Here is a 21,227-nt window from a genome sequence, read left to right as displayed (position 1 = left end):
GTTCCGCCAAGGCCATTAAATTACAACTTAAACTGCGAACAGCAGCCATGAATTCCGACCTTGGCATGAGAGGTGTATGACCAGGATCCCACCAAGCTCCAGAGCTGGCAAGAAGTCGCAGCAAGTTGCCCATTGGGAGCTGCAGCTCTTTCGAATTCGGGATCCCGGTCTTGCTGGGGAGATGGGGATCCCGGCAGCGTTGCAGCCGGCCACAGGCTATCTGGCTGCTGTGACTGCGGAAGCTGGATACTGGTCGCGTAGCGGGCGTAGCCTTAGGACGACTGAGCCACCGGATAGCTCGAGTGCAGCAAGCGAGGTGTCTATGTTAAATGCCGCCGTCATCCTCACGATCTTCCTTGGCTTCTGGGGAGTCGTGGTTAAGCGCAACCTCATTATGAAGATCCTGTCTATGGATGTCATGAGCACCGGGGTCATCGCCTTCTTCGTGATCTGGGCAGCCCGGAGCGGTGTGTTCACCCCCATCTACAAACCCTGGCGCGAGCTGGACTATGCCGACCCGGTGCCTCAGGGGATCATCCTCACGGCCATCGTCATCGGCCTGTCGGTACAAGCCTTGATGTTGGTGGGGGTGATGAAGCTGTCCCGCAATCATCCCACCCTCGAAGTCGAGAGCATCGAACAGGCAGTCGCGTCAGGGGCGCAGAGCACTTCTACCGATGACTGAGCTGACGCTGGTGTGGGTGGCATTGCCCTTTCTGCTGGCCTTCACAACCTACTTGATGCCGGCCCTGACCCGTCCCAGCTTGGTGGGGATGGCCGCGCTGACGGTGGCCTATGCGGTGCAGCAGGGGGGCTTGCCCGGCACAACCGCCACGCCCTTGGAGCTGCAGCTTTTGGATCACTTCGGGGTGACGCTGCGGATCGATGCCAATGGAGCAGCGATGCTCTTGGCCCACGGCCTGGTCACGCTAGGAGTGGCCCTGTATTTGGATAGACGCTTTGCGGGCAGCCGCTTTCTGGCCATGCAGTTGCTGATCGTCCACGGTAGCGCCAATGCTGTCGTCATCAGTGCCGACCTGATCAGCGTCTACGTTTCCCTGGAGGTGCTCAGCATCGGCGTGTTTTTGCTGCTGACCTATGGGCGGCGGGCTGAGGGCCAACCCACAGTGGAAGAAAATGCTCCGCACCGCGATCGCCAGCTCTGGGTGGGGCTGCGCTACCTTTTCATGAGCAATGTGGCCATGCTCTTCTACCTGATGGGCGCAATCCTGGTCTATGTGCGCACGGGATCCCTGGCGATGAGCAGTTTAACTATGGCCGACCCCACGGCCTTGGCGCTGATTGCTGTGGGTCTTTTGGCCAAGGGGGCGATCTTCGTTGCCGGCCTGTGGCTGCCCCTCACCTACGTTACCGCGGATCCCGTTGTTGCGGCGGTGCTCAGCGGTTTTACGACCAAAGCAGGAGCCATGGCTTTGGTGCGCTGCAGCGAGGCTTCGCCGGTCTTGGCCCAGGGGTTGCCCTACTTGAGCGCTGGTTCAGCCGTTTTCGGGATCCTACTGGCCCTGATGGCGAGCACGCCCCAGCACCTTCTCGCCTGGAGCTCGGTATCGCAGATGGGATTTGTGATTGCTGCCCCTCAGTGGGCGGGTTTGTATGGCCTTGCCCATGGGTTGGCGAAGCCCCTGTTGTTTGTTGGAACGAGCGTGAGCCATCGCTGGCGGTGGCCCATGTTGCTCTTGGGGTCGGCTTCCCTGGCGGGAGTGCCCGGCAGCTTGGGGTATGCAGCCAAGGCCCTCAGCTTATCTGCTCTGGATCCCTGGCACGAGTGGCTGCTGGTGGGGGTTACCGTCGGCACCACTTGTTTAGGCGTGCGAGTGCTGCGGGCACCTGTTTCTCGAATGAAGGGGGCAACCACCTCTGCAACTCCTTGGCAAGATAAAGTGGCACTGGTGCTTTGGGGTGGGGGCTTGCTCTGGGGCTGGCTACCGGCGGCCTATGGCGCTGACAATCTTCTCAAAGCCCTGCTGAGCCTAGGCGTTGGGATCCCCCTAGGCTGGTTTTGGGAGCGGATCCCTTTGAAGGGAGGGTCGGTGAACGAAGGGCTGGAAGCAGTGGTGGGCGGCTTGAGCATAGTGTTGGTGCTGGTTTGGGCTCTGTTAGCTGTGGGGAACTATGGGACGCTACCCTGAGTTGGGTCTATTGGAGATCGGCCTGCGCCTCTTGATTTGGTTTCTGCTGACGGGCAATCTGAGCTGGGACAATGTGGCCATCGGGGTGGCGGCAACGTTGCTGCTGCCGCGCCAGGCTTCCGCACCGGTGCAATGGCGGGATTGGGGGCGAGTGCTCCAGGAAATTCTTCTCGCCATCCCAAGAGCCTACTGGGAAGCCTTCGAGATGATCCTCAAGCCCCACACTGTTGAGGAAGTTGTATACAAACAAACCCTGCCCAACCGTTCAGCAGGGCTGGTGTTTCTGGATATCTTTTTAATTACCTTCACGCCCAAAACCATCGTGCTCAATTGCAATGCCCAAGGCACTTATGAAGTCCATGTGCTCAAGCCGCGGGAGGACGTGTGAACCTACTGCTGTTTCTCCTGACCCTAACGCTGTGCTTGCCCCTGTATGCCGCTTGGCTGAAGGAAGATATTTGGCAGACGATGCTCGCCTTTGCCAGCTTGGCCACAAAGACGGCCATCCTGATTTTGGTGGTGTCGGTGGTGCGGGATGATTGGATGATCGGGATTGTGGGGGTTTTGATTTTGTCGGTGGGCAATGCGGCCTTAATGCTCTTGGCTCATGTACTGAAACGGCTGGAAATGCTTTAGAAAGGCCCTGGGGGTAGGTATGGAAGTCTGGGTGGAAGGTCTGAGCTATCTGTTGTTTGGGATTGGTGTGCTGTTTTGGTTGTGGGGAACGGCGCCGCTCCTTGGGGATCGCTCGATTTTATTTAAGCTGCACGGCCTTTCGGTGTCGGACACCCTGGGCTCTATGAGCATCATGCTGGGGCTGCTGTTGCGGATCCCACGGGAATGGCCCCTGTTGGTGTTGGCACTGATCTCCCTGGCTATTTGGAATACCATTCTGGGCTATGTGCTGGCGTTTTGCTCGCAGCGCAAGTCCCTGTAGGAGACCAGGATGGAAGAGACCCTGTTGCTGGTGATGGCGTTGCTTCTGCCCCTGACGGCGAGCCTGGTGGTGACCCAGACCAATCCCTATCACGCCCTGGTGATGCGAGGGATCCTGGGGACGATTGCCGCCCTGATCTATGCGCTGTTTGGGGCGGCGGATGTGGCCCTGACCGAGGCACTGGTGGGCACCATGCTTTCTATTACCCTCTACGCCATTGCGGTGCGCTCTTCGCTGAGCATGCGCCTGGGCGTTCTCGAAGGCAGCCCTGTGCTGGAGGCCAGTACCTCAGCAGCACGGCAGTTGTTACAGCAGATGCGCCAAGGGCTACAGCGGTACCACATGCGCTTGGAGTTGACCGCCTATGGGAGTTCAGAGGCGTTGGTGGCTGCTCTTCGCAGCCGGGAGGTACACACCATTGCCCTTGAGCCCGGTGGAGAAGCAGCAGAGTATCGCCTGGTTACACGCGTGCCCCGCCTGCAGGCCATTTTGGCGCAGCAAGCTCTGGCCGCTGAGGTGATGGCGACATGAAGTGGGTGTACGGGATAGCGGTGTTGCTGGCAGCCCTACAGCTCATCGTGGGCGAGGTGGGATCCGTGTCCCCCAATCCCACAGCGGGCGTGGCCTTAGTCGAGGCAGTGGAGATTCTGGCCAGCGAAAGCGGTGTGCCCAACACGGTGACGGGTCTCATTCTGCGCAACCGCCTCTACGATACGGTCTTTGAAGTGGTGGTGTTTTCCACGGCAATTTTGGGCGCCCAATATCTGCTGGCGGATGAGCAGCCGACGGCCAATGTAGCTCAATTTACCGATATTCCCTCGATTGTGTTGGCGCGAGTGGGAGCCACCATTTCGGCTTTGATCGCGGTGGAGCTGGCCATTCGAGGGCACCTGACGCCGGGCGGAGGCTTTGCTGCCGGGGTGGCGGGGGGGACGGCCATTGGCTTGGTGGCGATCACCGCCTCTTCCACCTGGATGGAGGCCATCTACAAACGGTGGCGGGCTGCGATGTGGGAGAAGCTGTCGGTGGTGACGTTTATCGGGGTGGCTGTGATGGCTCTGGCCGGCTGGGAATTGCCCAGAGGGGAGTTGGGAGCTCTGTTTAGCGGCGGCTGGATCCCGATTCTCAATATTCTGGTGGCGATCAAGGTGGCGCTGGGATCCTGGGCGGCAGTTTTGATCTTTATTCGCTACCGCGGCTTGTTATGAGGGTCTAAATGGGTTAATGAGAGGTACCCCTGTCCCGGCAAAATCACGGACATTGCGAGTAACCAGGGTAAGTCCGTAAACCAAGGCTGTAGCAGCCAGTTGTTTGTCAATCGCATTTTGAGAGTAAACTACCCGACACCCGCGCTACGCGCAGAGTGCGGGCTTTATCCCAATCCCTAGCGGCCCCAGAGGACAGCTAAGTTTCGGAATTTCAGGCGAGTTTACAGTCGCCCCAAGGAGAGAGATTACTTGAGCAGCGTTATAGTCAGCATCCCCTTCCCACCCACAATGTCCACACTTGAACGACTTGCCATTGCGGTAGGATTTACCCCGCTCAGGGTGGATGTGCAGGCATTTGTGGCAGATCTGACTGGTGTAGGCAGGCGGCACCAGCACCACAGGCACTCCAGCGATGGCAGCCTTGTAGGCTACAAACATCCTGAGCTGGTAGAACGCCCAGTTGTTAGTCCTGCGCCGCTCGGCCTTACTTCGAGACTTCTGATTCAAGCAATCTCTGATGCCTGTTAAGTCTTCAAAAGCCAGTGCCGCACCAATAGCCTGGGCATCCCTGACCAAGGTTTTGCTGATGTTATGGTTCAGCCATGTCTGGTAGCGCCGTTCTCTCCCAGAGAGCCTTCTCAGCAGCCTCCTAGAGCTGCGAGTGCGTTTGGATTGAACCTTGGCGCGTACACGGCTGAACCGGTCACGGACGGCCTGGATGTGCTCTCCACTCCAAGAGCGTCCGTTGCTAGCGGTGGCGATATCCCGCCTGCCCAAGTCAACTCCGATTACCTTTGGAGTTTTGCCAGTCGGGGGAGTATCCAGCTCAACAGCAATGTTGATGTAGTAGTCCCCTTGCTTGGTCTTAGACAGAGTAGCGCTGGTGGGCGTTTGCCCCCGCAGCAAAGCGATTTGATAACCGCCAATCTTGAGCTTGAGCCAAACCCGTCCGCTCATCAGGGTCACGCCCACGGCTTGGTCGGACTCTCGGTACCTAAAAGTACGCGCGTCCAAAGTCAGACTGGTGGGGCGGAACTTGTGGACTTGCTTCACCGCCTTGGCATTGCTAATCACCCGACGGAGCGCCTGACAGACGTGGTTGGCTTTCAGCCCCGTTGCTGCCCTTACCGGCCGATAGACCAAGTGATGCAGCTTGGCGGTGTTCCAGCAGTTCTTTTGTTTGGCGGTGTCGAGGATCTGGTTGCAAGCATTCGCAAAGCCCTGCAAAGTGCGGTCAATTTCTTGACGCAACTCTTGTGGGACTATCAGCTTGCAACGTACCGATATAGTCTGGCTCATGGGCTTATTGTAGTTTATCCAGGCTTTTGACCGGCAAACCTATATGGAGGCGGGCTTACCTCCCGACACCAAGCCTGCGGCTATGGTGCGGGTCTCCAGCCCGAAAATTTGGTGATCGGCATAGTCATCGACAACCGTTTGCAGCCACCTCTCCAGAAGGTTGGCTTGCAGATGATCGCCGCGATGGCGCATGAGTTCAACGCCTCGGCGGAGTTCGCCCAGCGTGATCACGCTGATGTAGATGCGGGCCTCTTGCTCAATGGCAATTTGAAGAAATTCTTGAACCCCGGAGTTGGCTTGACTGTGTTTGCGCAGCTCACTGATGACGTTAGTGTCAAGCAAATACGTCATGGGCAGTGTTATCTTGCACCCGCTCAAAGTCTGAATCGTTGCCAACGTTAGGTATCGATCTGAGCACTTCGGCAAAGGACTGTTTCGCAGGCTGGAGTAAGACTTGCTCTAGGATTTTGCGGTGTTCGGCCTCTGCACTAACGCCGTGACGACTAGCCCTTTGTTTGAGAGCTTTGACAATGGCTTCGTCAACATTGCGAACAATTAACGTGGCCATAGAGCGTTTCCTCGATCGGCAGATCCCTGGGCGGCTTTGCTGCGACGATAGCATTGATATCATCTAAAGTTCAAGTTTTCCCGTCTATTGATACTGATGAAGAAGCTGCCCTTTTGCGGGTTGCCCCAGAGAACTCCTGCCTGCCAGGGATCCAAGCTCTGCCTGCTGTGCATAGCCTTTGAAAGCGCAACACTCAAAAAAGAGGGATCCCGATGAGCAACTTGACCTGCAGGTGACCTCTACAATAGAAGGCTGACCCTGCCACCTCTGGGATCCCTATGCCGCGCCGCACCGATATCCACAAAATCTTGCTCATTGGAGCGGGGCCGATCGTCATTGGCCAAGCCTGTGAGTTCGACTACTCGGGCACCCAAGCCTGCAAAGCCCTGCGGGAAGAGGGCTATGAGGTCGTTTTGGTCAACTCTAACCCCGCCACCATCATGACGGATCCCAGTATGGCGGAGCGCACCTACATCGAGCCGGTGACGGCGGACTTTGTGGCCAAAATCATCGAGCGGGAACGCCCCGACGCTCTGCTGCCCACCATGGGCGGCCAGACGGCCCTCAACGTGGCGGTGCAACTGGCCCAGCAAGGGATCCTGGAGCAGTACGGGGTGGAGTTGATTGGGGCCAAGCGGGAGGCCATTGAAAAAGCCGAAGACCGGGATCTCTTCAAGCAAGCCATGCAGCGGATTGGCTTGGCCGTGCCCCGCTCTGGCCTGGCCCACACCCTGGAAGAAGCCAAGCAGATTGCCCAGGAGATCGGCTATCCCCTCATCATCCGCCCGGCCTATACCCTGGGGGGCACCGGTGGTGGGGTGGCTTACAACCAGGAGGAGTTTGAAGAGATCTGCGCTGCCGGCTTGGAGGCCAGCCCCGTTTCCCAAATCTTGGTGGAAGAATCGGTCATCGGCTGGAAGGAGTTTGAGCTGGAGGTGATGCGGGATCTGGCGGATAACGTGGTGATCATCTGCTCCATAGAAAACATCGACCCGATGGGGGTGCACACTGGCGACTCCATCACCGTGGCCCCGGCCCAAACCCTCACCGACAAGGAATACCAGCGGCTGCGGGACTATGCCATCGCCATCATGCGCGAAATTGGCGTAGAGACCGGGGGATCCAACGTGCAATTTGCCGTCAACCCTGCCAACGGCGAGGTGCGGGTGATCGAGATGAACCCGCGGGTCTCCCGCTCTTCTGCTTTGGCCAGCAAGGCCACCGGCTTTCCCATCGCCAAAATTGCCGCCAAACTGGCAGTGGGCTACACGCTGCCGGAGATCCCCAACGACATCACCCGCAAAACTCCGGCCAGCTTCGAGCCCACCATCGACTATGTGGTCACCAAGATCCCTCGCTTTGCTTTTGAAAAATTCCCCGGCGCAGAGCCGGTTCTCACCACCCAGATGAAATCGGTGGGGGAGGCGATGGCCATTGGCCGCACTTTTCAAGAATCCATCCAGAAGGCATTGCGTTCCCTGGAAATCGACCGTCCCGGCTTTGGCAGCGATAGGCCGGAGGTTTTCCCCAAGCCAGAGGAAGTGCGGGCCAACCTGCGCACCCCCAACCCCTTCCGCCTGCTCACCATCCGCACCGCTCTGCTCATGGGCTTTTCTGCCCAGGAGATTGCCCAACTCACCCACATCGATCCCTGGTTTATCGACAAGCTACAGGAGTTGGTGGAGGTGGAGCAAGCCCTCAAGGGGCGGGAGCTGGGATCCCTGAGTGCTGACGACTTGAGACACCTCAAGCAAATGGGCTTCAGCGACCGACAAATTGCCCACCTCACTGGATCCACGGAACATCAGGTGCGGGCCTGCCGCAAAAGCCTGGGGGTGATCCCCACCTACAAAACTGTGGATACCTGCGCTGCCGAATTTGAGGCTGCTACCCCCTACCAGTACTCTACCTACGAGAGCGAGTCGGAGATTTTCCCGGCCCGCAAAGAGAAGGTGATGATCTTGGGAGGTGGCCCCAACCGCATCGGCCAGGGGATCGAATTCGACTACTGCTGTTGTCATGCTGCCTTTGCCCTCAGCCGCCTGGGTTACGAAGCGATCATGGTCAACTCCAACCCGGAAACCGTTTCCACCGACTACGACACCGCCGATCGCCTCTATTTTGAGCCGCTCACCCATGAAGAGGTGATGAACTTGGTGGATGCTGAGCAGCCGGTGGGCCTGATCGTGCAATTTGGCGGCCAAACCCCGCTCAAGCTGGCGCAGGGGCTGGCGGCAGCCCAGGCTCCCATCTGGGGAACTTCCCCCGATTCCATCGACATTGCTGAGGATCGGGGGCGCTTCGAGCGCATCTTGCGGGAGTTGGATATTCGCCAGCCGGCCAACGGCATCGCCCGCAGCGTGGAAGAAAGCTTGGAAATTGCCCGCCGCATCGGCTATCCGGTGGTGGTGCGGCCCAGCTACGTCTTGGGGGGACGGGCTATGGAGATCGTCTATTCCGACCAAGACTTGCAGCGCTACATGCAACTGGCGGTGGCGGTGGATCCGGATCGTCCGGTGCTGGTGGATCAGTTTCTGGAAGAGGCGGTGGAGGTGGATGTGGATGCCATTGCCGACCGCACCGGCGCCGTAACCATCGGCGGCATTCTGGAGCACATCGAGCAGGCCGGGATCCACTCGGGCGATTCGGCCTGTGTATTGCCCAGCCGCACCCTCAGCCCCGAGGTGCTGCGGGTGATCCGCGAGTGGACGGTGAAGTTGGCCCAAGCCCTGAAGGTGGTGGGCCTGATCAACGTGCAATACGCCGTCCAAAAAGGTCAAGTCTATATCCTGGAGGCCAACCCGCGCGCCTCTCGCACCGTACCCTTCGTCAGCAAGGCCATCGGCCATCCGCTGGCAGACTACGCCGCTCAAGTGATGAGCGGCAAAACCCTAGCCGAGCTGGGCTTTACCCAGGAGGTGATCCCCTCCCACATTGCCGTCAAAGAAGCGGTTTTGCCCTTCCACAAGTTTCCCGGCACCGACACGCTGCTGGGGCCGGAGATGCGCTCCACCGGTGAGGTGATGGGCATTGACACGGACTTTGGCCGCGCTTACGCCAAAGCGCAACTGGCGGCGGGGCAGAATCTGCCTCTCCAGGGGACGGTGTTCATCAGCGTCAGCGACCGGGATAAACAGGCGGTCATCCCGGTAGCCCGCGAGTTTGTGGAGCTGGGCTTTCGCCTATTGGCCACCGAAGGAACCCAAAAGGTTTTGGCCGAGCACGGGATCCCGGTGGATAAAGTCCTCAAGCTGCACGAGGGGCGGCCCCACGTCATCGACGCCATCAAAAATCACCAGATTCAGCTCATTATCAACACTCCTTCCGGTGTCGAGGCGCAGCAAGATGGCCAAAAGATCCGCCGCACTGCCCTGGCTTACAAGATCCCTCTGGTGACCACCTTGGCAGGGGCCAAAGCCACCGCGGCTGCCATCCGTGCTTTGCAGTCGGGATCCCTGCAGGTGAAGTGCTTGCAGGATTTTTTCTCTGTCTAGGATTCTGGAGGAAAAAAAGCAGGTCCCGGACGGCACCTCTTTCCTAAACCTATCCTTAAGAAACGTCTGCTCAAGCTTGGCTGCCATCAACTGCCAGTGACCGACCTTCGCCGGGAAGCTCTCAAAGACCTCCAAGTTGCAACATATCGGTGCTGATTTGTATCGACAAATCCATTTTTTTCACAGTCCCGTTGCGAAAGTTAGGGATCCCTGTCGGCGTCCCTAAAACTGTCTAGCCTGAAAGAAGGAGACGCTTTTGGCGGTCGGCGCGGGAAGAGTTTTGCCCCGTTCAAGGAAGCCGACAAAGCAAAGAATGGTTTTGTCTCTTTAGGAGTTGGCCTATGAGTACTGTAGTTCGCCGCTCCTCGGCTGCGCGGCAGCTCTGGAGTTGGAATGGCTTTTGTCAATGGATAACCAGCACCGAAAACCGGCTGTACATCGGCTGGTTTGGCGTGTTGATGATCCCGACGCTGTTGGCGGCTGCCTTTTGTTTTGTAATCGCTTTTATTGCTGCTCCGCCGGTGGATGTGGATGGGATCCGCGAGCCGGTGATCGGCTCTTTGATAGGGGGGAACAATCTCATCTCGGCGGCGGTGGTGCCCACGTCGGCGGCCATCGGCTTGCACTTTTATCCCATTTGGGAAGCCGCCTCTTTGGATGAATGGCTCTACAACGGCGGCCCCTACCAACTGATCGTGCTCCATTTCCTGATCGGGGTGTGGTGCTACCTGGGCCGGCAGTGGGAGCTGAGCTATCGCTTGGGCATGCGTCCCTGGATTGCGGTGGCGTTTTCCGCTCCGGCGGCGGCGGCTACGGCAGTGCTCTTGGTCTACCCCATCGGCCAGGGCAGTTTCTCGGAAGGCTTGCCCCTGGGGATCGCCGGCACCTTCTACTTCATGCTGGCTTTCCAGGCGGAGCACAATATCCTCATGCACCCTGCTAGCTGGCTGGGGGTGGCCGGCGTCTTTGGCGGCGCTCTGCTGGCCTCCCTGCACGGCTCCCTGGTGATCTCCAGCCTAATCCGCGAGACCTCGGAAGAAGAGTCACAAAATGCCGGCTACCGCTTCGGGCAGGAGGAAGTCACCTACAACTTCCTGGCCGGGCACTACGCGTTCTTGGGGCGGCTGGGGTTCCCCGGCCTGGGCCTGAGAAACAGCCGTTCCGTCCACTTCTGGATGGCGGCCCTGCCCACAGTGGGGATTTGGGCGGCGGCAATAGGTATCGGCATAATGGCCTTTAACTTGAACGGCTTGAACTTCAACCAGTCCATCCTGGACAGCCAGGGCCGCTTCATCCCCACCTACGCCGATCTCCTCAACCGCGCCAATCTGGGGATCCAGGTGATGCACGCCCCCAACGCCCATCATTTTCCCTTGCTGCTGGCGGCTCAACCCTAAGGCAGGCTAGGGGCAGTCCAGCCGGAAAGCGCGGTGAATAGCTTGCAAGGCCGGGATCCCTCGATCCCGGCGCACTACACAGCTCACCTTGATCTCCGAGGTGGCGATCATCTCGATGTTGATTCCCGCTTCGGCCAGAGCTGCAAACAGACGGGCAGCGACGCCGGGATAGGTTTCCATCTCAGCGCCGACAATGCTGACCTTGGCAATGTCGTGATCCGCGTCAACGCCTGCCGCCTGGAGTTCTTCGGCCACCTGCCGGCAGACTGCCTCAGCAGCCATCGCTTGATCCTGAGGCACGGTAAAGGCAATGTCGGTACTGGGGATCCCGTTGTGGTAGCCCCGCTGGCTTTGGATGATGGTGTCCACGATGATCCCGGCAGCCGCCAAGCGCCCGAACAAATGGGCGGCAGTTCCCGGACGATCCGGCACTTTGCGAAGGCCCAGCCGCGATTGCTTCAAATCCAAGGCAACACCGCGTACCGGGTGGCTGTCTTGAGGGGCAGCCGGCATCTTTGCCCGATGCAAGTGGGGGATCACCTGGAACGACTCTCCCAGAGCCAAGGCGGCATCACCGGCCCGCTCCGCAGCCACCACACAGCTCACCTTGATCTCGGACATGGAGATCATCTGCAAATTGATCCCGGCCTCGGCCAGCACCTGGAACATTTGCGCCGCGATCCCAGGTCGGCCCATCATCCCCACCCCGGCAATGCTGACTTTGGCCACCGCCTCATCCACAATCACCGCTGCACACTGCAGCTCTTGGCCAATCCGCCGGGCAACGGCTGCAGCCTCGGCCACCTGCGACCGACTGACCGTAAAGGCAATGTCATTGGTGGGCTGGGGCACGGATCCCTGCGGCAAGGAGTCCGTCCCGCTGGCGTGAGCGGCTGTGAACTGGAGCGACTGCAAAATCAAATCCACATTCACCCCTGCCGCCGCGATCCCCTGAAAGAGCTGGGCGGCAATGCCAGGGCGATCCGGCACCCCCACCAACACCAACTTGGCCTGATCCCGATCCAGCTCCACCGTATCCACCGCCAGGCCCAGCTCGATACTGCTGTCGGCAGCACGAGGACGGGGGGGAGGAGAAAGAATGAGAGTGCCCTCGCATCCCGCCTGCAACGGCTCCAAGCTGGAGCGCACCCGCAGCTTCACACCGTAGTTGCGGGCAATTTCCACCGAGCGGGGATGCAGCACCTGGGCCCCCAAGCTGGCCAGCTCCAACATTTCATCACTGGTGATCTCCGGCAACAGCCTGGCCTCAGGCACCTTACGCGGATCCGTGGTGAAGATCCCCGGCACATCGGTGTAGATCTCACACAGCTCTGCTCCCAAAGCCACTGCCAAGGCCACCGCCGTGGTGTCGGATCCCCCCCGACCCAGGGTGGTGATCTCCAGCTCCGCCAGGCTAGTAATCCCCTGGAACCCGGCCACCACCACCACCTCTTCCCGCTCCAGGTGCTGCCACAGGCGGTCGGTGTGGATGTGCAAAATGCGGGCCCGGCTGTGATCCCGAGTGGTGACAATGCCCACCTGGGCTGCCGTCAGGGAAAGGGCAGGACACCCCAAGCGTTGCAGCGCCAAGGCCACCAGGGCAATGCTCACCTGCTCACCGGTGGAAAGGAGCATATCCCATTCCCGCAACTGGGCCGGTGTGGTCGGGGATCCCTGCAAGATCTGCTCCCCCAAGCCCACAAGGCGATCGGTTTCATCCCCCATCGCCGAGACCACCACCACCACCCGATGCCCTGCCTTCACCGTGTGGGCCACCCGTTGAGCCACGGCCTGGATACGCTCCACAGAGCCGACAGAGGTACCGCCGTACTTTTGAACAATTAAGCTGCGTTGCATGAGAGGAGAACGAGGTCAGGGGCGGTTTGGATCCTACCCCGGATCTAGGCCAAGCCCAGTCCATTTTGCAAAAACGGCGGTACCGGCAGCAGGATCAGCACCAGCAGCGTTAGCATCCCCAGCCCCAGCAGATCCCGGGCCTCGTCCAGTTCCGTCACATCGTTGAGGGCCGGCTCGTCAGCACTGGAAATCACAAACAGCAGCAGCGCCCAGAGCAACAGCCAAGGCTGCACCGTCAAAGCCAGCAGCAACACCAACCAGCGGGCTACCCGGCCCACATTCGCTCCCATCCGCTGTCCATACACTGCGTGGACAATGTGCCCTCCATCCAGTTGGCCCACCGGCATGAGGTTAAAGGCAATCACCACCAAGCCCAGCCAGCCGGCAAAGGCCAGCGGGTGCAGCTCGATCACCTGCCCCGGCTGCAACTGATCCCCCAGCACCATGCGGGCCAGAATTGCCAGCAGCACCGATAGGCGCGGGTCAATGCGATGAAAACTAATCGGGGTCGGCTGCCCCTCCGGCACCGTGGGAGGATCTGCAGGCGCTGAAAACACCAGCCCCAGCAACAGCATGCCCAAAGCAACAAGACTCCCTGCCAGCGGCCCAGCGGCGGCGATATCAAACAACACCTTGCGGTTGGGCACCGGCTCTTTCAACTGGATAAACGCCCCAAAAGTCCCTAGGACAAAAGGCACCGGGATGAAATAGGGCAGCGAGGTTTTGATGTGGTGGCGGCGGGCCACCCAGTAACGAGTCCACTCATGGGATCCCAAAATGGCAAGGATCCCGACCGCATAGGGCAATCCTTTCATCAGAGAGGGCAAATGCAGCAGCCGGTCAGGGCTAACCCCAGCCGCGTGGGCCCCAGCACTGAGGGTTGTCCAGAAGGTGAATAGCAACAGCCCCAAAGCCAGCAGCGGCAACTCTCGACTGTCCGCCAGGGAGCGCCGCGCCGCCGGGTTGGGCACCAAGGCAAAAAAGGGCTTACCGGCAAACCCCTCCTGCAGCACCACCAAAAAGCGTTTGCCGAAAGTGGTTTCCACGTTTTGCTGCACCCGCTCATAGGCTTCACTGGGATCCGCCCGCAAGTTGCCCCGGCAGATGATCGCCTGGGGGCGGTACTCCACATTTTGCAAATAAAAGACGTTCCAGGGGAAGCAATGGCTCAGCTTCTCCCGCGGCACTTCGGAGATGGGGGTGTGGGCAAGAGCCAGCGAGACCGGATCTGCGGCGCCGTCTTCCTCCTCTTCCTCTGGCTCAGGTTCCCCAGCCGGCGAGGGATCCGCTTCTGGAGAGGAGTTTTCCACCTCTGGCCGAGGGCCTCCGGTTGAGGGCCGAATACCCCCTCGTCTCACCAAGGTCATGCTGGTAAAGTAGGAGGTGAGAAACAGCAGCAACATCAGCAAGGGAGGCAATTCGTACTGAAACACCTGACGCCCCAGCACCCAAACCAAAGGGGGCAGCATCATCACCAGCCACAGGATCCGCCACGGCACCTTCGAAAGGCGGGCCACACTTTTTTGCAGCAGCAGGTAGGTTGCAGAACCCACCAGCGCCAACAGGATCCAATCTGCCATGAGTTCAAAAAACGGAGGAGAACACCTGATACATTTACGCTGAACACTGCTGAACATCACTGTTCAACTATGCAGCGATAGCATTCTGTTTGTTTCCAACCAGAATGGCGGTATCCCGCAAAGCTTTGAGTAGAATACCCAAAGCGCAGTTTCCGTGTCGTCTTACTACCAATTTTCTGCTTTGCTTTGGCTACCATGTTGGCAGACTCGAAAGTAAACAGAAAGATCAACTGGTAGTAATCCGTACTGAACATATTATACATTATTTTCAGTATAGTTGAGCTTATTATTGACTAGAGTCATGCTCTACCAAGCTAGCGGCAAATCCAATCCCCTCGCTACAGCTTGCAGCCGGGATCCCTGAAGAGCCAATTGAGGCTTGGCCTGCCCATAGACCGCCACCATTCCGGGGCAAACTTTTCATTCGCGCGAGCGGTGCGGAGCACTTTACTTCTTGTCAGCAGTGGGGCGAAAAAGAGGGATCCCCTTGAGGCGTGCTTATGCTGCCGGCGTCCACTGTACGGCTAACCCAGCAGCCATTCTGGCAAAAAGGTATTCCCTGTCATGCCTCGCAGGGTGAAATAAACAAATAGAAGCAACAAAAGGGATCCTAGCGTAACCATAGCCGCCGCTGTTGGACTTTTGCGATACAGGCCGACAAAAGGCTGGAGGCCAGCCCAGATCCCCCCCAGCAAAACGGTAATAAAGTAAGTGGGATAACGGGAGACATTCTCCACAAACTGGTCTTCCAGTCTTCTGGGGGGCTGCGGTTGTGGCATAAGAGGCTGGGGCTCCAACTCCTTTTTTCTCAGTGTGCCATAGGTAGCTGTCAACCATCTGGAGGCTGGCCATCTTCAGGGAACTGGCGGCAACTCAAAAAGTGTAGTCATCTCAAACTAGATTGAGACACTCCCCAAACGCTCCGCGCCGCTGCCGCGACCCCCCAGCTCATCTCTCTGGGAGAGGGGGGTTGGAGAGCAAGGCAACGGAAATGTTTTATTCCTATTCATTCAAAATGACTATAAATCTCCTCCATTGGCGCTCTTTTGGCAGCCGAGCAACCTCGGCTCCCCAGCCGCTGTGGCACCAACCGACCGGTAAGCAGCCTCTCTGCCGCTTGGCTCACAGCCTCCGCGAGGGAGAAAGTCCATCGTCCCCTCATATCAAAAAGAACATCTACTTCACGAAGAGTGGTTGGAGCGAAGGGGAGACTGCGCAGATTCAGGAAACCGAGAACCTGATATGGTAGGCGTTATCCTGCCTGATCTGCTCTTTTGCTCAGTGCAGCCTCCCCTCTTCATAGACTGATGCGAGAATTGCCCTCTGATCCTTCCAATCGTGCCGGCGTACCCTTTGGGGATCAGACCCTGGCTCTGATGCGCGTCCAGGAGGCCCTGGATCAATTGGAGGCAGCCATTCTCAGTAGCCCTCGCCTGTTTTGGTCTCGCACCCTTATTGAAGAGGAAAAGATTCTGGAGCAGTTAGACTTTATCCGCCTGAACCTGCCAATAGCCCTAGAGGAAGCGGAAGAATTGCTGCGCCAGCGGGATCGGATCTTGGCGGAGGCCAATCGCTACGCCCAAGAAATTGTGGCCGCGGCCCAACGTAGGGCTGAGCAGCTCCTCAACGAATCGGCGATTCTGCGACAGGCCCAAGCTCAAGCGGAGCAGTTATTGCAACAAGCCTATCAACATAGTGAGGAGGTGCGGCGACAGACACTGCAGGAATCGGAGCGCCTGCAGCGGGAGGCCCACCGTTACGTGGATCAGGTGTTGCAAGACTTGGAGTTGCGGTTGGTGGAGTCCTTGCGGGTGATCCGCAACGGGCGGCAAAATCTGCAGACCTAACAGAGAAGAGCCAGACTGGGGCTTGAGCGCTGCCTTCAACCTGTGCCAGGAGCATTTTTATCCGGCGTTGTGCAAGTCTTTTGGAGCGGTGGGTTAGGGATCTCCTGAGCAGGCGAGGGACGGCTCCCCTCGCTAGACTTGAGCAGAAGACGTTCCCCAGCGGCCCTTGACATCCTCTCTGCCCATCATCCTTGGCGTATCAGGCGCTTCAGGGATGCTCTATGCTGTGCGCGCTCTGCATGTTCTGCTCAGCCTGGACTACCGCGTCGAAGTGGTGGCCTCCAAAGCGGCCTATCAGGTGTGGCAGGGAGAACAAGGGGTGCTGCTGCCGACAGACCCCCGCAAGCAGGCCCACTTTTGGCGACAGCAAGCCGAGAGCAGCGGTGGATCCCTAGTTTGTCATCGCTGGCAGGATGTGGGGGCAACCATTGCCAGTGGCTCCTATCGCACGCAGGGGATGTTGGTGATCCCGTGCAGCATGGGTACAGTTGCCAAGTTGGCTGCCGGCTTGAGCTCGGATCTGCTGGAGCGGGCTGCTGATGTGCAGCTCAAGGAGGGACGACGCTTGGTGGTGGTGCCGCGGGAAACCCCCTTTAGCCTGATCCACCTGCGCAACTTGACCACTCTGGCAGAAGCGGGGGCGCGCATTGTTCCGGCCATTCCGGCTTGGTACCACCAGCCGCGTACCATCCTAGATTTGGTGGATTTTGTGGTGGTGAAGGCGTTGGATCAGTTCGGTATTGATGGCGATCTCATTCGCCGCTGGCAGGGGATGCGCCAGCATCAGATCCTCAAGCTGCCCCCTGATCTCTGAGCGGGATCCCTTTTCCCGGCGGCAGGCTGGGATTTGGCTTGGGGGTGTTCCAAGCTGGGGGGGGCCCTGTGCCGATAGCCCTCACTTGTGGCACCTTGCCGGGAATAGCTCAGATCACTTGCTGAGCTAGCCGACTCGGGGATCCCGCTGAAGGGGGGTGGGCAAGTCAGGGCAGGTCTCCAGACTGGCCGCCCATTCCCCGATGAGGGTGTTGACCCAGTGAGGCAGCTCGTCGTGGGCGCAGTGGCCTACTCCCGGCAGCTTCACCAAGGTGAGGGCAGGTTGCCAGCGCTTAAATTGGTCTGCCAAAAAACTGGGCACTGCCGGATCTTCTCGGCCCCAAAGTAGCAAGATAGGCATTTTTAGGGTGGGCAGCAGGCGTTTGGGGCTGTCGAAGCGGCGGCAGAGAATGGCCCTCAGACCGTCCAAAAACACGTGGGCTGCCCCCGGCTCAAAGGCCGGTCTCTGGAAGATCTGCACCAGCTCGTCATCCACCTGCTCATCCCGCTTGTAGACATTCTTGATCCAAGCTCGTAGCACCTCGGTTTGTCGCAGCCAGTTGAAGAGGTGGGGATAAGTGAGGGGGCACCCCAGCAACGACAGAATCCCTTCGCAGAGGGCTCGCACCAGAGCATCCCAGGGAGGGGGTAATTCTTCGGGGTGAGGCCCATCGGCACAACTGATCAAGCACAAGCCTTTCACCATTTGGGGATAGCGGGCGGCGGCAATTACCCCCACCAAGCCCCCGATGGAATGGCCCACCAGGATGCTGGGCTGCTGAATGTGAGTTTGCCAAAACTCGTGTACCTGCTCCACCCACAGATCAACGCTGTAGGCAATCTCCGGCTTGGCACTCTTGCCAAATCCCAGCAGGTCGAGGGCATAGACGGAGCGCTGGGATCCCAGAGGGACGATGTTGTGGCGCCAATGGCCCACCGAAGCCCCAAATCCGTGGATTAAAAGGGCCGGAGCTGCCGTTAAGTTGACTACACCGGCAGGGGTTTGGGCACGACTGGGAGTGTAAGTGAAATGGATGGGCCAGCCCCGCCAATGCCAGGTTTGGGGGTAGCCGTAGCGAGGCAAAGCCGACAAGGGATCCCTGTCGCTACCCGTTGGGGAAGGGGAGGGCGCATCAACAGAGGAGAAACCGGGATTGCCGACGGAATTGGCGCCGACGGGAGCAGAAGGGGAAGGATGGGAGTCGAGTCCGTGCAAGGGAGAAGTGGGTGATAACAATAGGCTCATCTCCAATTTAGGCTAGACCAATCTTAGTGGTTTCCTCGGCTCATCATTTAATAGGACGTACTTTGCCACCGGTTCTTCTATATCTTCCAGGACATGCCAGCATGACTGTGTCCATAACCCCAGACCCAATGGATGAAGCCTTCGGGATAGACCCGATTACCGCTGCCAGCTTTCGCCAGATCGATCAGGAGATCGGCCCCCACCCCTGGCAAGGGATCCCTTATGAGGTGGTGCGCCGTGCCATTCATGCCACTGCCGACTTTGAGCTGCGGGATCGCTTTTTCTTCGGCCCCAACGCCGTTGAACACGCCCTGGCAGCCCTACGGCAAAAGCAGCCTGTCATTGTCGATGTCAGGATGGTGGCAGCTGGGATCCAGTCAGGTCTGAAAGCCCAAGGGATCCCCCTCTACTGTGCTTTGGACTGGGTGGAGGAGCCCCGTTGGCCCGGTCAAACCCGCGCCGCCAATGGGATGGTGAACTTGGCACGCCGCTATCCAGAAGCCCTGTTTGTCGTTGGCAATGCCCCCACCGCGTTGCTGGCTTTGGTGGAGGAGATTCGGGCACAGCGGGTCAAGCCGGCTTTGGTGATCGGAGTGCCGGTGGGATTTGTGGCGGTGGAAGAGGCCAAGCAGGCGTTGGCGCAAACGGATGTTCCCCAGATTCGGGTGGAGGGCCGCAAAGGCGGATCCCCAGTTGCTGCTGCCATTGTCAATGCCCTTCTCTTGGCAGCTCAACGGGATCCCATCCCCAACTGACTAGAATTGAAGGGATATCTTCAGACCTTTCCCATGACCCCAGAACAAGAGGAGTGGCTGATTCGCAACCTTCAGCAACAACAAGAACAAATCCAAGAAATGCGGGCCGAGCAGCAGCGGTCGGCTGAGCGCTTTGAGGCTCAGATGGTTGAGATGCGGCAGGCCTTTGCAGCCCAAATCTCCGAGATCCGGGCTGAGCAGCAGCGATCTGCCGAGCGCTTTGAGGCCCAGATGGCCGAAATGCGAGCCGAGCAGCAGCGGTCGGCTGAGCGCTTTGAGGCTCAGATGGTTGAGATGCGGCAGGGCTTTGCAGCCCAAATCTCCGAGATCCGGGCTGAACAGCAACGATCTGCCGAGCGCTTTGAGGCTCAGATGGCCGAAATGCGGGCCGAGCAGCAACGATCTGCCGAGCGCTTTGAGGCCCAGATGGCCGAAATGCGGGCCGAGCGGCAGGCTATGGAAGCCCAACTCCAGACCGAAATCCAGGAGATCAGGGCGTTGATCCAACAGAACCAGGAGCGGATTCGACAGAACGAAGAGCGGGGAGACGAGCTGGAGGTGGCCATACAGGAGTGCCGCCGAGATATGCAGGCTGGGTTTGCCGAACTGAGGGAAGCGCAAGCCATGATGATGGAGCAATTTCGGGAGCGCGATGGCCGCCTGATCGAGGCTCAACTCAGCTTTATTCGGGAGATGCGGGAAATGCAACGGGAAGTGGCGGAGCTGCGACTGGATTTTCTCAATCACATGCGCCAATACCACCCACCTGTCGAACGTTAAATGGCTACGGCAGCACCTGGGCGGTCACCTCAGCTTGCGGTCGTAGGGGTAGCGGGGGATGGCTCTGTGGCTTCCTGGGGGATCCCCCCCCTTTCCCAAGCCAGGGTTTTGGCAGGAGCCCCTCATCTGCTCCGGCACTTTACCGATCATCCGGCCCGCAAGATCCCGCTCACCGGGCCGGTGGAAAGTTGGATCCCGCTTTTGCAGCAGGAGATGGCTCAGGGATCCCTAGTTTTGTTGGCCAGCGGGGATCCGCTTTTTTTCGGGATCGGGCGGCTGTTGACGGAGTATTTCCCAGCGGAGCGGTTGGCCTTCTATCCGCAGGTGAGCTCGGTGCAGCTGGCCCTGAACCGCCTGCAGATCCCCTGGCAAGAGGCGACCATCCTCAGCCTGCACGGGCGGGGAGTGGAGCGGTTGGAAGCCGTTCTCAAGCAGGGATCCCCTGTGATCGTGGTGCTCACCGATCCGGAGCATACACCGACCGTCTTGGCCCAGTTCATTGCCGACCTGCGGCTGCCGGTGCGTTACCAAGCCTGGGTCTGTAGTCAACTGGGATCCCCTCAAGAACAGGTCGTGCCCCTCCAAGAAGGGGAAGACGCCGTTTTCCCCAGCCCCAACGTTGTGGTGCTGCGACGAGTAGAGCCGGAGCCAGATCCCCATCGCTGGCCTTTGGTCGGGATCCCGGACGACCAGTTCTACACCTTTCCCGACCAGCCCGGCTTGATCACCAAGCAGCCCATCCGCCTGCTCACCTTAGGATCCCTGCAGCTCCCCCAGGAGGGCGTGGTGTGGGACATCGGTGCCGGCACCGGCTCGGTGGCCATCGAAATAGCCCGTCTTTCCCCCCAACTTCAGGTGTACGCCGTTGAGCGGAATGCCGCCGGCATCTGCCTGATTCGGCGCAACCGGCAACGCTTTGGACTGGAGAACCTGCAGGTGATCCCGGGGGCAGCCCCCCAAGTGTTGGCCAACTTGCCCGACCCAGATCGGGTGGTGCTGGGCGGCGGCGGCAAAGGGATCCGCGACCTGCTGCCGGTGGTGGAAGCCCGCCTGCGGCCTGGAGGGATCTTGGTGGCCAACTTCGCTACCCTAGAAACCTGCAGCGAGGCCCTGCAATGGCTGCGTTCTCGGGGCTGGCAAGTTCGAGTGGATCACGTTCAGATCTCTCGCTCTGCCGTCCTGGCCGAGGGTACCCGCTTTGCCCCCCTGAACCCGGTTTACCTGCTGCAGGGGATCCCTTCAAATTGGAAAGCCCAGTAAGCCCCCCGTTGCTCTGCTTTCCCTTCTCCCTGTGGG

The 21,227-nt window shown here is 59.2% G+C and carries 21 protein-coding genes and 2 pseudogenes; 14 read left to right on the top strand and 9 right to left on the bottom strand.

Annotation, left to right across the window (positions count from 1 at the left end; translation table 11 throughout):
- Positions 1–322: 322 nt before the first annotated feature.
- From ACVWY9_RS08595 to ACVWY9_RS08565, 7 genes are read left to right on the top strand one after another with little or no spacing between them, the layout of a single operon-like run.
- The gene (locus ACVWY9_RS08595; protein ID WP_414408265.1) at positions 323–685 is read left to right on the top strand and encodes a cation:proton antiporter subunit C; all 363 of its coding nucleotides are present in this window, start codon (positions 323–325) and stop codon (positions 683–685) included.
- The gene (locus ACVWY9_RS08590) at positions 678–2,150 is read left to right on the top strand and encodes a cation:proton antiporter (protein ID WP_457388078.1); all 1,473 of its coding nucleotides are present in this window, start codon (positions 678–680) and stop codon (positions 2,148–2,150) included. Before ACVWY9_RS08595 ends, ACVWY9_RS08590 begins: the two co-directional genes overlap by 8 nt.
- The gene (locus ACVWY9_RS08585; protein ID WP_041436089.1) at positions 2,134–2,538 is read left to right on the top strand and encodes a Na+/H+ antiporter subunit E; all 405 of its coding nucleotides are present in this window, start codon (positions 2,134–2,136) and stop codon (positions 2,536–2,538) included. Before ACVWY9_RS08590 ends, ACVWY9_RS08585 begins: the two co-directional genes overlap by 17 nt.
- Positions 2,535–2,786: a hypothetical protein gene (locus ACVWY9_RS08580; RefSeq protein WP_011431878.1), complete on the top strand. Its 252-nt coding sequence runs from the start codon at positions 2,535–2,537 to the stop codon at positions 2,784–2,786. The genes ACVWY9_RS08585 and ACVWY9_RS08580 overlap by 4 nt, the downstream gene beginning before the upstream one ends.
- A gap of 19 nt (positions 2,787–2,805) precedes the next feature.
- Positions 2,806–3,087 carry a monovalent cation/H(+) antiporter subunit G gene (locus ACVWY9_RS08575; RefSeq protein ID WP_011431879.1) on the top strand — a complete coding sequence of 94 codons (282 nt, stop codon included), beginning with the start codon at positions 2,806–2,808 and terminating at the stop codon, positions 3,085–3,087.
- 9 nt (positions 3,088–3,096) lie between these two features.
- A complete protein-coding gene (locus ACVWY9_RS08570) occupies positions 3,097–3,618 on the top strand; it encodes a DUF4040 domain-containing protein (RefSeq protein ID WP_457388077.1) in 522 nt (173 codons plus the stop codon).
- A complete protein-coding gene (locus ACVWY9_RS08565) occupies positions 3,615–4,295 on the top strand; it encodes a Na(+)/H(+) antiporter subunit B (RefSeq protein WP_457388076.1) in 681 nt (226 codons plus the stop codon). Before ACVWY9_RS08570 ends, ACVWY9_RS08565 begins: the two co-directional genes overlap by 4 nt.
- Here ACVWY9_RS08565 and ACVWY9_RS08560 read toward each other — a convergent pair.
- From ACVWY9_RS08560 to ACVWY9_RS08545, 4 genes and pseudogenes are all read right to left on the bottom strand, one after another.
- A pseudogene (locus tag ACVWY9_RS08560) lies at positions 4,290–4,412 on the bottom strand (VapC toxin family PIN domain ribonuclease); the annotation flags it as partial. The gene ACVWY9_RS08565 and the pseudogene ACVWY9_RS08560 sit on opposite strands and share 6 nt — an antisense overlap.
- A gap of 27 nt (positions 4,413–4,439) precedes the next feature.
- Positions 4,440–5,594 (bottom strand): RNA-guided endonuclease InsQ/TnpB family protein, encoded by a 1,155-nt coding sequence (locus ACVWY9_RS08555; RefSeq protein WP_457388075.1) that lies wholly within the window; start codon positions 5,592–5,594, stop codon positions 4,440–4,442.
- A gap of 39 nt (positions 5,595–5,633) precedes the next feature.
- Positions 5,634–5,945 carry a PIN domain-containing protein gene (locus tag ACVWY9_RS08550; protein WP_457388074.1) on the bottom strand — a complete coding sequence of 104 codons (312 nt, stop codon included), beginning with the start codon at positions 5,943–5,945 and terminating at the stop codon, positions 5,634–5,636.
- Entirely contained in the window at positions 5,929–6,162 is a 234-nt protein-coding gene (locus ACVWY9_RS08545) for a FitA-like ribbon-helix-helix domain-containing protein (RefSeq protein ID WP_071818136.1), read from the bottom strand. The genes ACVWY9_RS08550 and ACVWY9_RS08545 overlap by 17 nt, the downstream gene beginning before the upstream one ends.
- A gap of 278 nt (positions 6,163–6,440) precedes the next feature.
- On the opposite strand from ACVWY9_RS08545, the gene carB reads away from it, so the two are divergent.
- Both carB and psbA read left to right on the top strand, forming a co-directional pair.
- Positions 6,441–9,656, top strand: a complete 3,216-nt coding sequence (gene carB / locus ACVWY9_RS08540) for a carbamoyl-phosphate synthase large subunit (protein WP_457388073.1) — start codon at positions 6,441–6,443, stop codon at positions 9,654–9,656.
- Positions 9,657–9,997: 341 nt separating this feature from the next.
- Positions 9,998–11,053 (top strand): photosystem II q(b) protein, encoded by a 1,056-nt coding sequence (gene psbA, locus ACVWY9_RS08535; protein ID WP_457388072.1) that lies wholly within the window; start codon positions 9,998–10,000, stop codon positions 11,051–11,053.
- A gap of 6 nt (positions 11,054–11,059) precedes the next feature.
- Here psbA and ACVWY9_RS08530 read toward each other — a convergent pair whose 3' ends face one another.
- The 4 genes and pseudogenes from ACVWY9_RS08530 to ACVWY9_RS08515 form a co-directional block, all read right to left on the bottom strand.
- On the bottom strand, positions 11,060–12,910 hold the full coding sequence (locus ACVWY9_RS08530) for an aspartate kinase (RefSeq protein WP_414375144.1): 1,851 nt from the start codon (positions 12,908–12,910) through the stop codon (positions 11,060–11,062).
- Positions 12,911–12,954: 44 nt separating this feature from the next.
- On the bottom strand, positions 12,955–14,490 hold the full coding sequence (locus ACVWY9_RS08525; RefSeq protein WP_414375145.1) for a site-2 protease family protein: 1,536 nt from the start codon (positions 14,488–14,490) through the stop codon (positions 12,955–12,957).
- A 67-nt stretch (positions 14,491–14,557) separates the two neighbouring features.
- Positions 14,558–14,741, bottom strand: a pseudogene (locus tag ACVWY9_RS08520) (hypothetical protein); the annotation flags it as partial.
- A 273-nt stretch (positions 14,742–15,014) separates the two neighbouring features.
- A complete protein-coding gene (locus tag ACVWY9_RS08515) occupies positions 15,015–15,269 on the bottom strand; it encodes a DUF751 family protein (protein ID WP_457388071.1) in 255 nt (84 codons plus the stop codon).
- A gap of 537 nt (positions 15,270–15,806) precedes the next feature.
- Here ACVWY9_RS08515 and ACVWY9_RS08510 point away from each other — a divergent pair.
- The gene (locus ACVWY9_RS08510) at positions 15,807–16,337 is read left to right on the top strand and encodes a hypothetical protein (RefSeq protein ID WP_457388070.1); all 531 of its coding nucleotides are present in this window, start codon (positions 15,807–15,809) and stop codon (positions 16,335–16,337) included.
- A gap of 166 nt (positions 16,338–16,503) precedes the next feature.
- Positions 16,504–17,151 carry a flavin prenyltransferase UbiX gene (locus ACVWY9_RS08505; protein ID WP_011431889.1) on the top strand — a complete coding sequence of 216 codons (648 nt, stop codon included), beginning with the start codon at positions 16,504–16,506 and terminating at the stop codon, positions 17,149–17,151.
- 126 nt (positions 17,152–17,277) lie between these two features.
- On the opposite strand, the gene ACVWY9_RS08500 is transcribed toward ACVWY9_RS08505, so the two are convergent.
- Positions 17,278–18,366 (bottom strand): alpha/beta fold hydrolase, encoded by a 1,089-nt coding sequence (locus tag ACVWY9_RS08500; RefSeq protein ID WP_457388069.1) that lies wholly within the window; start codon positions 18,364–18,366, stop codon positions 17,278–17,280.
- Between the two features lie 131 nt (positions 18,367–18,497).
- Here ACVWY9_RS08500 and ACVWY9_RS08495 point away from each other — a divergent pair, with 131 nt between their 5' ends.
- The 3 genes from ACVWY9_RS08495 to cbiE are packed head-to-tail and all read left to right on the top strand — an operon-like array spanning position 18,498 to position 21,191.
- Positions 18,498–19,151 carry a cobalt-precorrin-8X methylmutase gene (locus ACVWY9_RS08495; RefSeq protein ID WP_414329503.1) on the top strand — a complete coding sequence of 218 codons (654 nt, stop codon included), beginning with the start codon at positions 18,498–18,500 and terminating at the stop codon, positions 19,149–19,151.
- 33 nt (positions 19,152–19,184) lie between these two features.
- Positions 19,185–19,931 carry a hypothetical protein gene (locus ACVWY9_RS08490; protein WP_457388068.1) on the top strand — a complete coding sequence of 249 codons (747 nt, stop codon included), beginning with the start codon at positions 19,185–19,187 and terminating at the stop codon, positions 19,929–19,931.
- Entirely contained in the window at positions 19,932–21,191 is a 1,260-nt protein-coding gene (cbiE, locus tag ACVWY9_RS08485) for a precorrin-6y C5,15-methyltransferase (decarboxylating) subunit CbiE (RefSeq protein WP_457388067.1), read from the top strand.
- Positions 21,192–21,227: the final 36 nt, after the last annotated feature.

This window comes from Thermostichus sp. OS-CIW-31 (assembly GCF_054060305.1).
The sequence above is the reverse complement of the archived record's forward strand: the minus strand, read 5'-3'. Positions and strand labels throughout refer to the sequence as shown.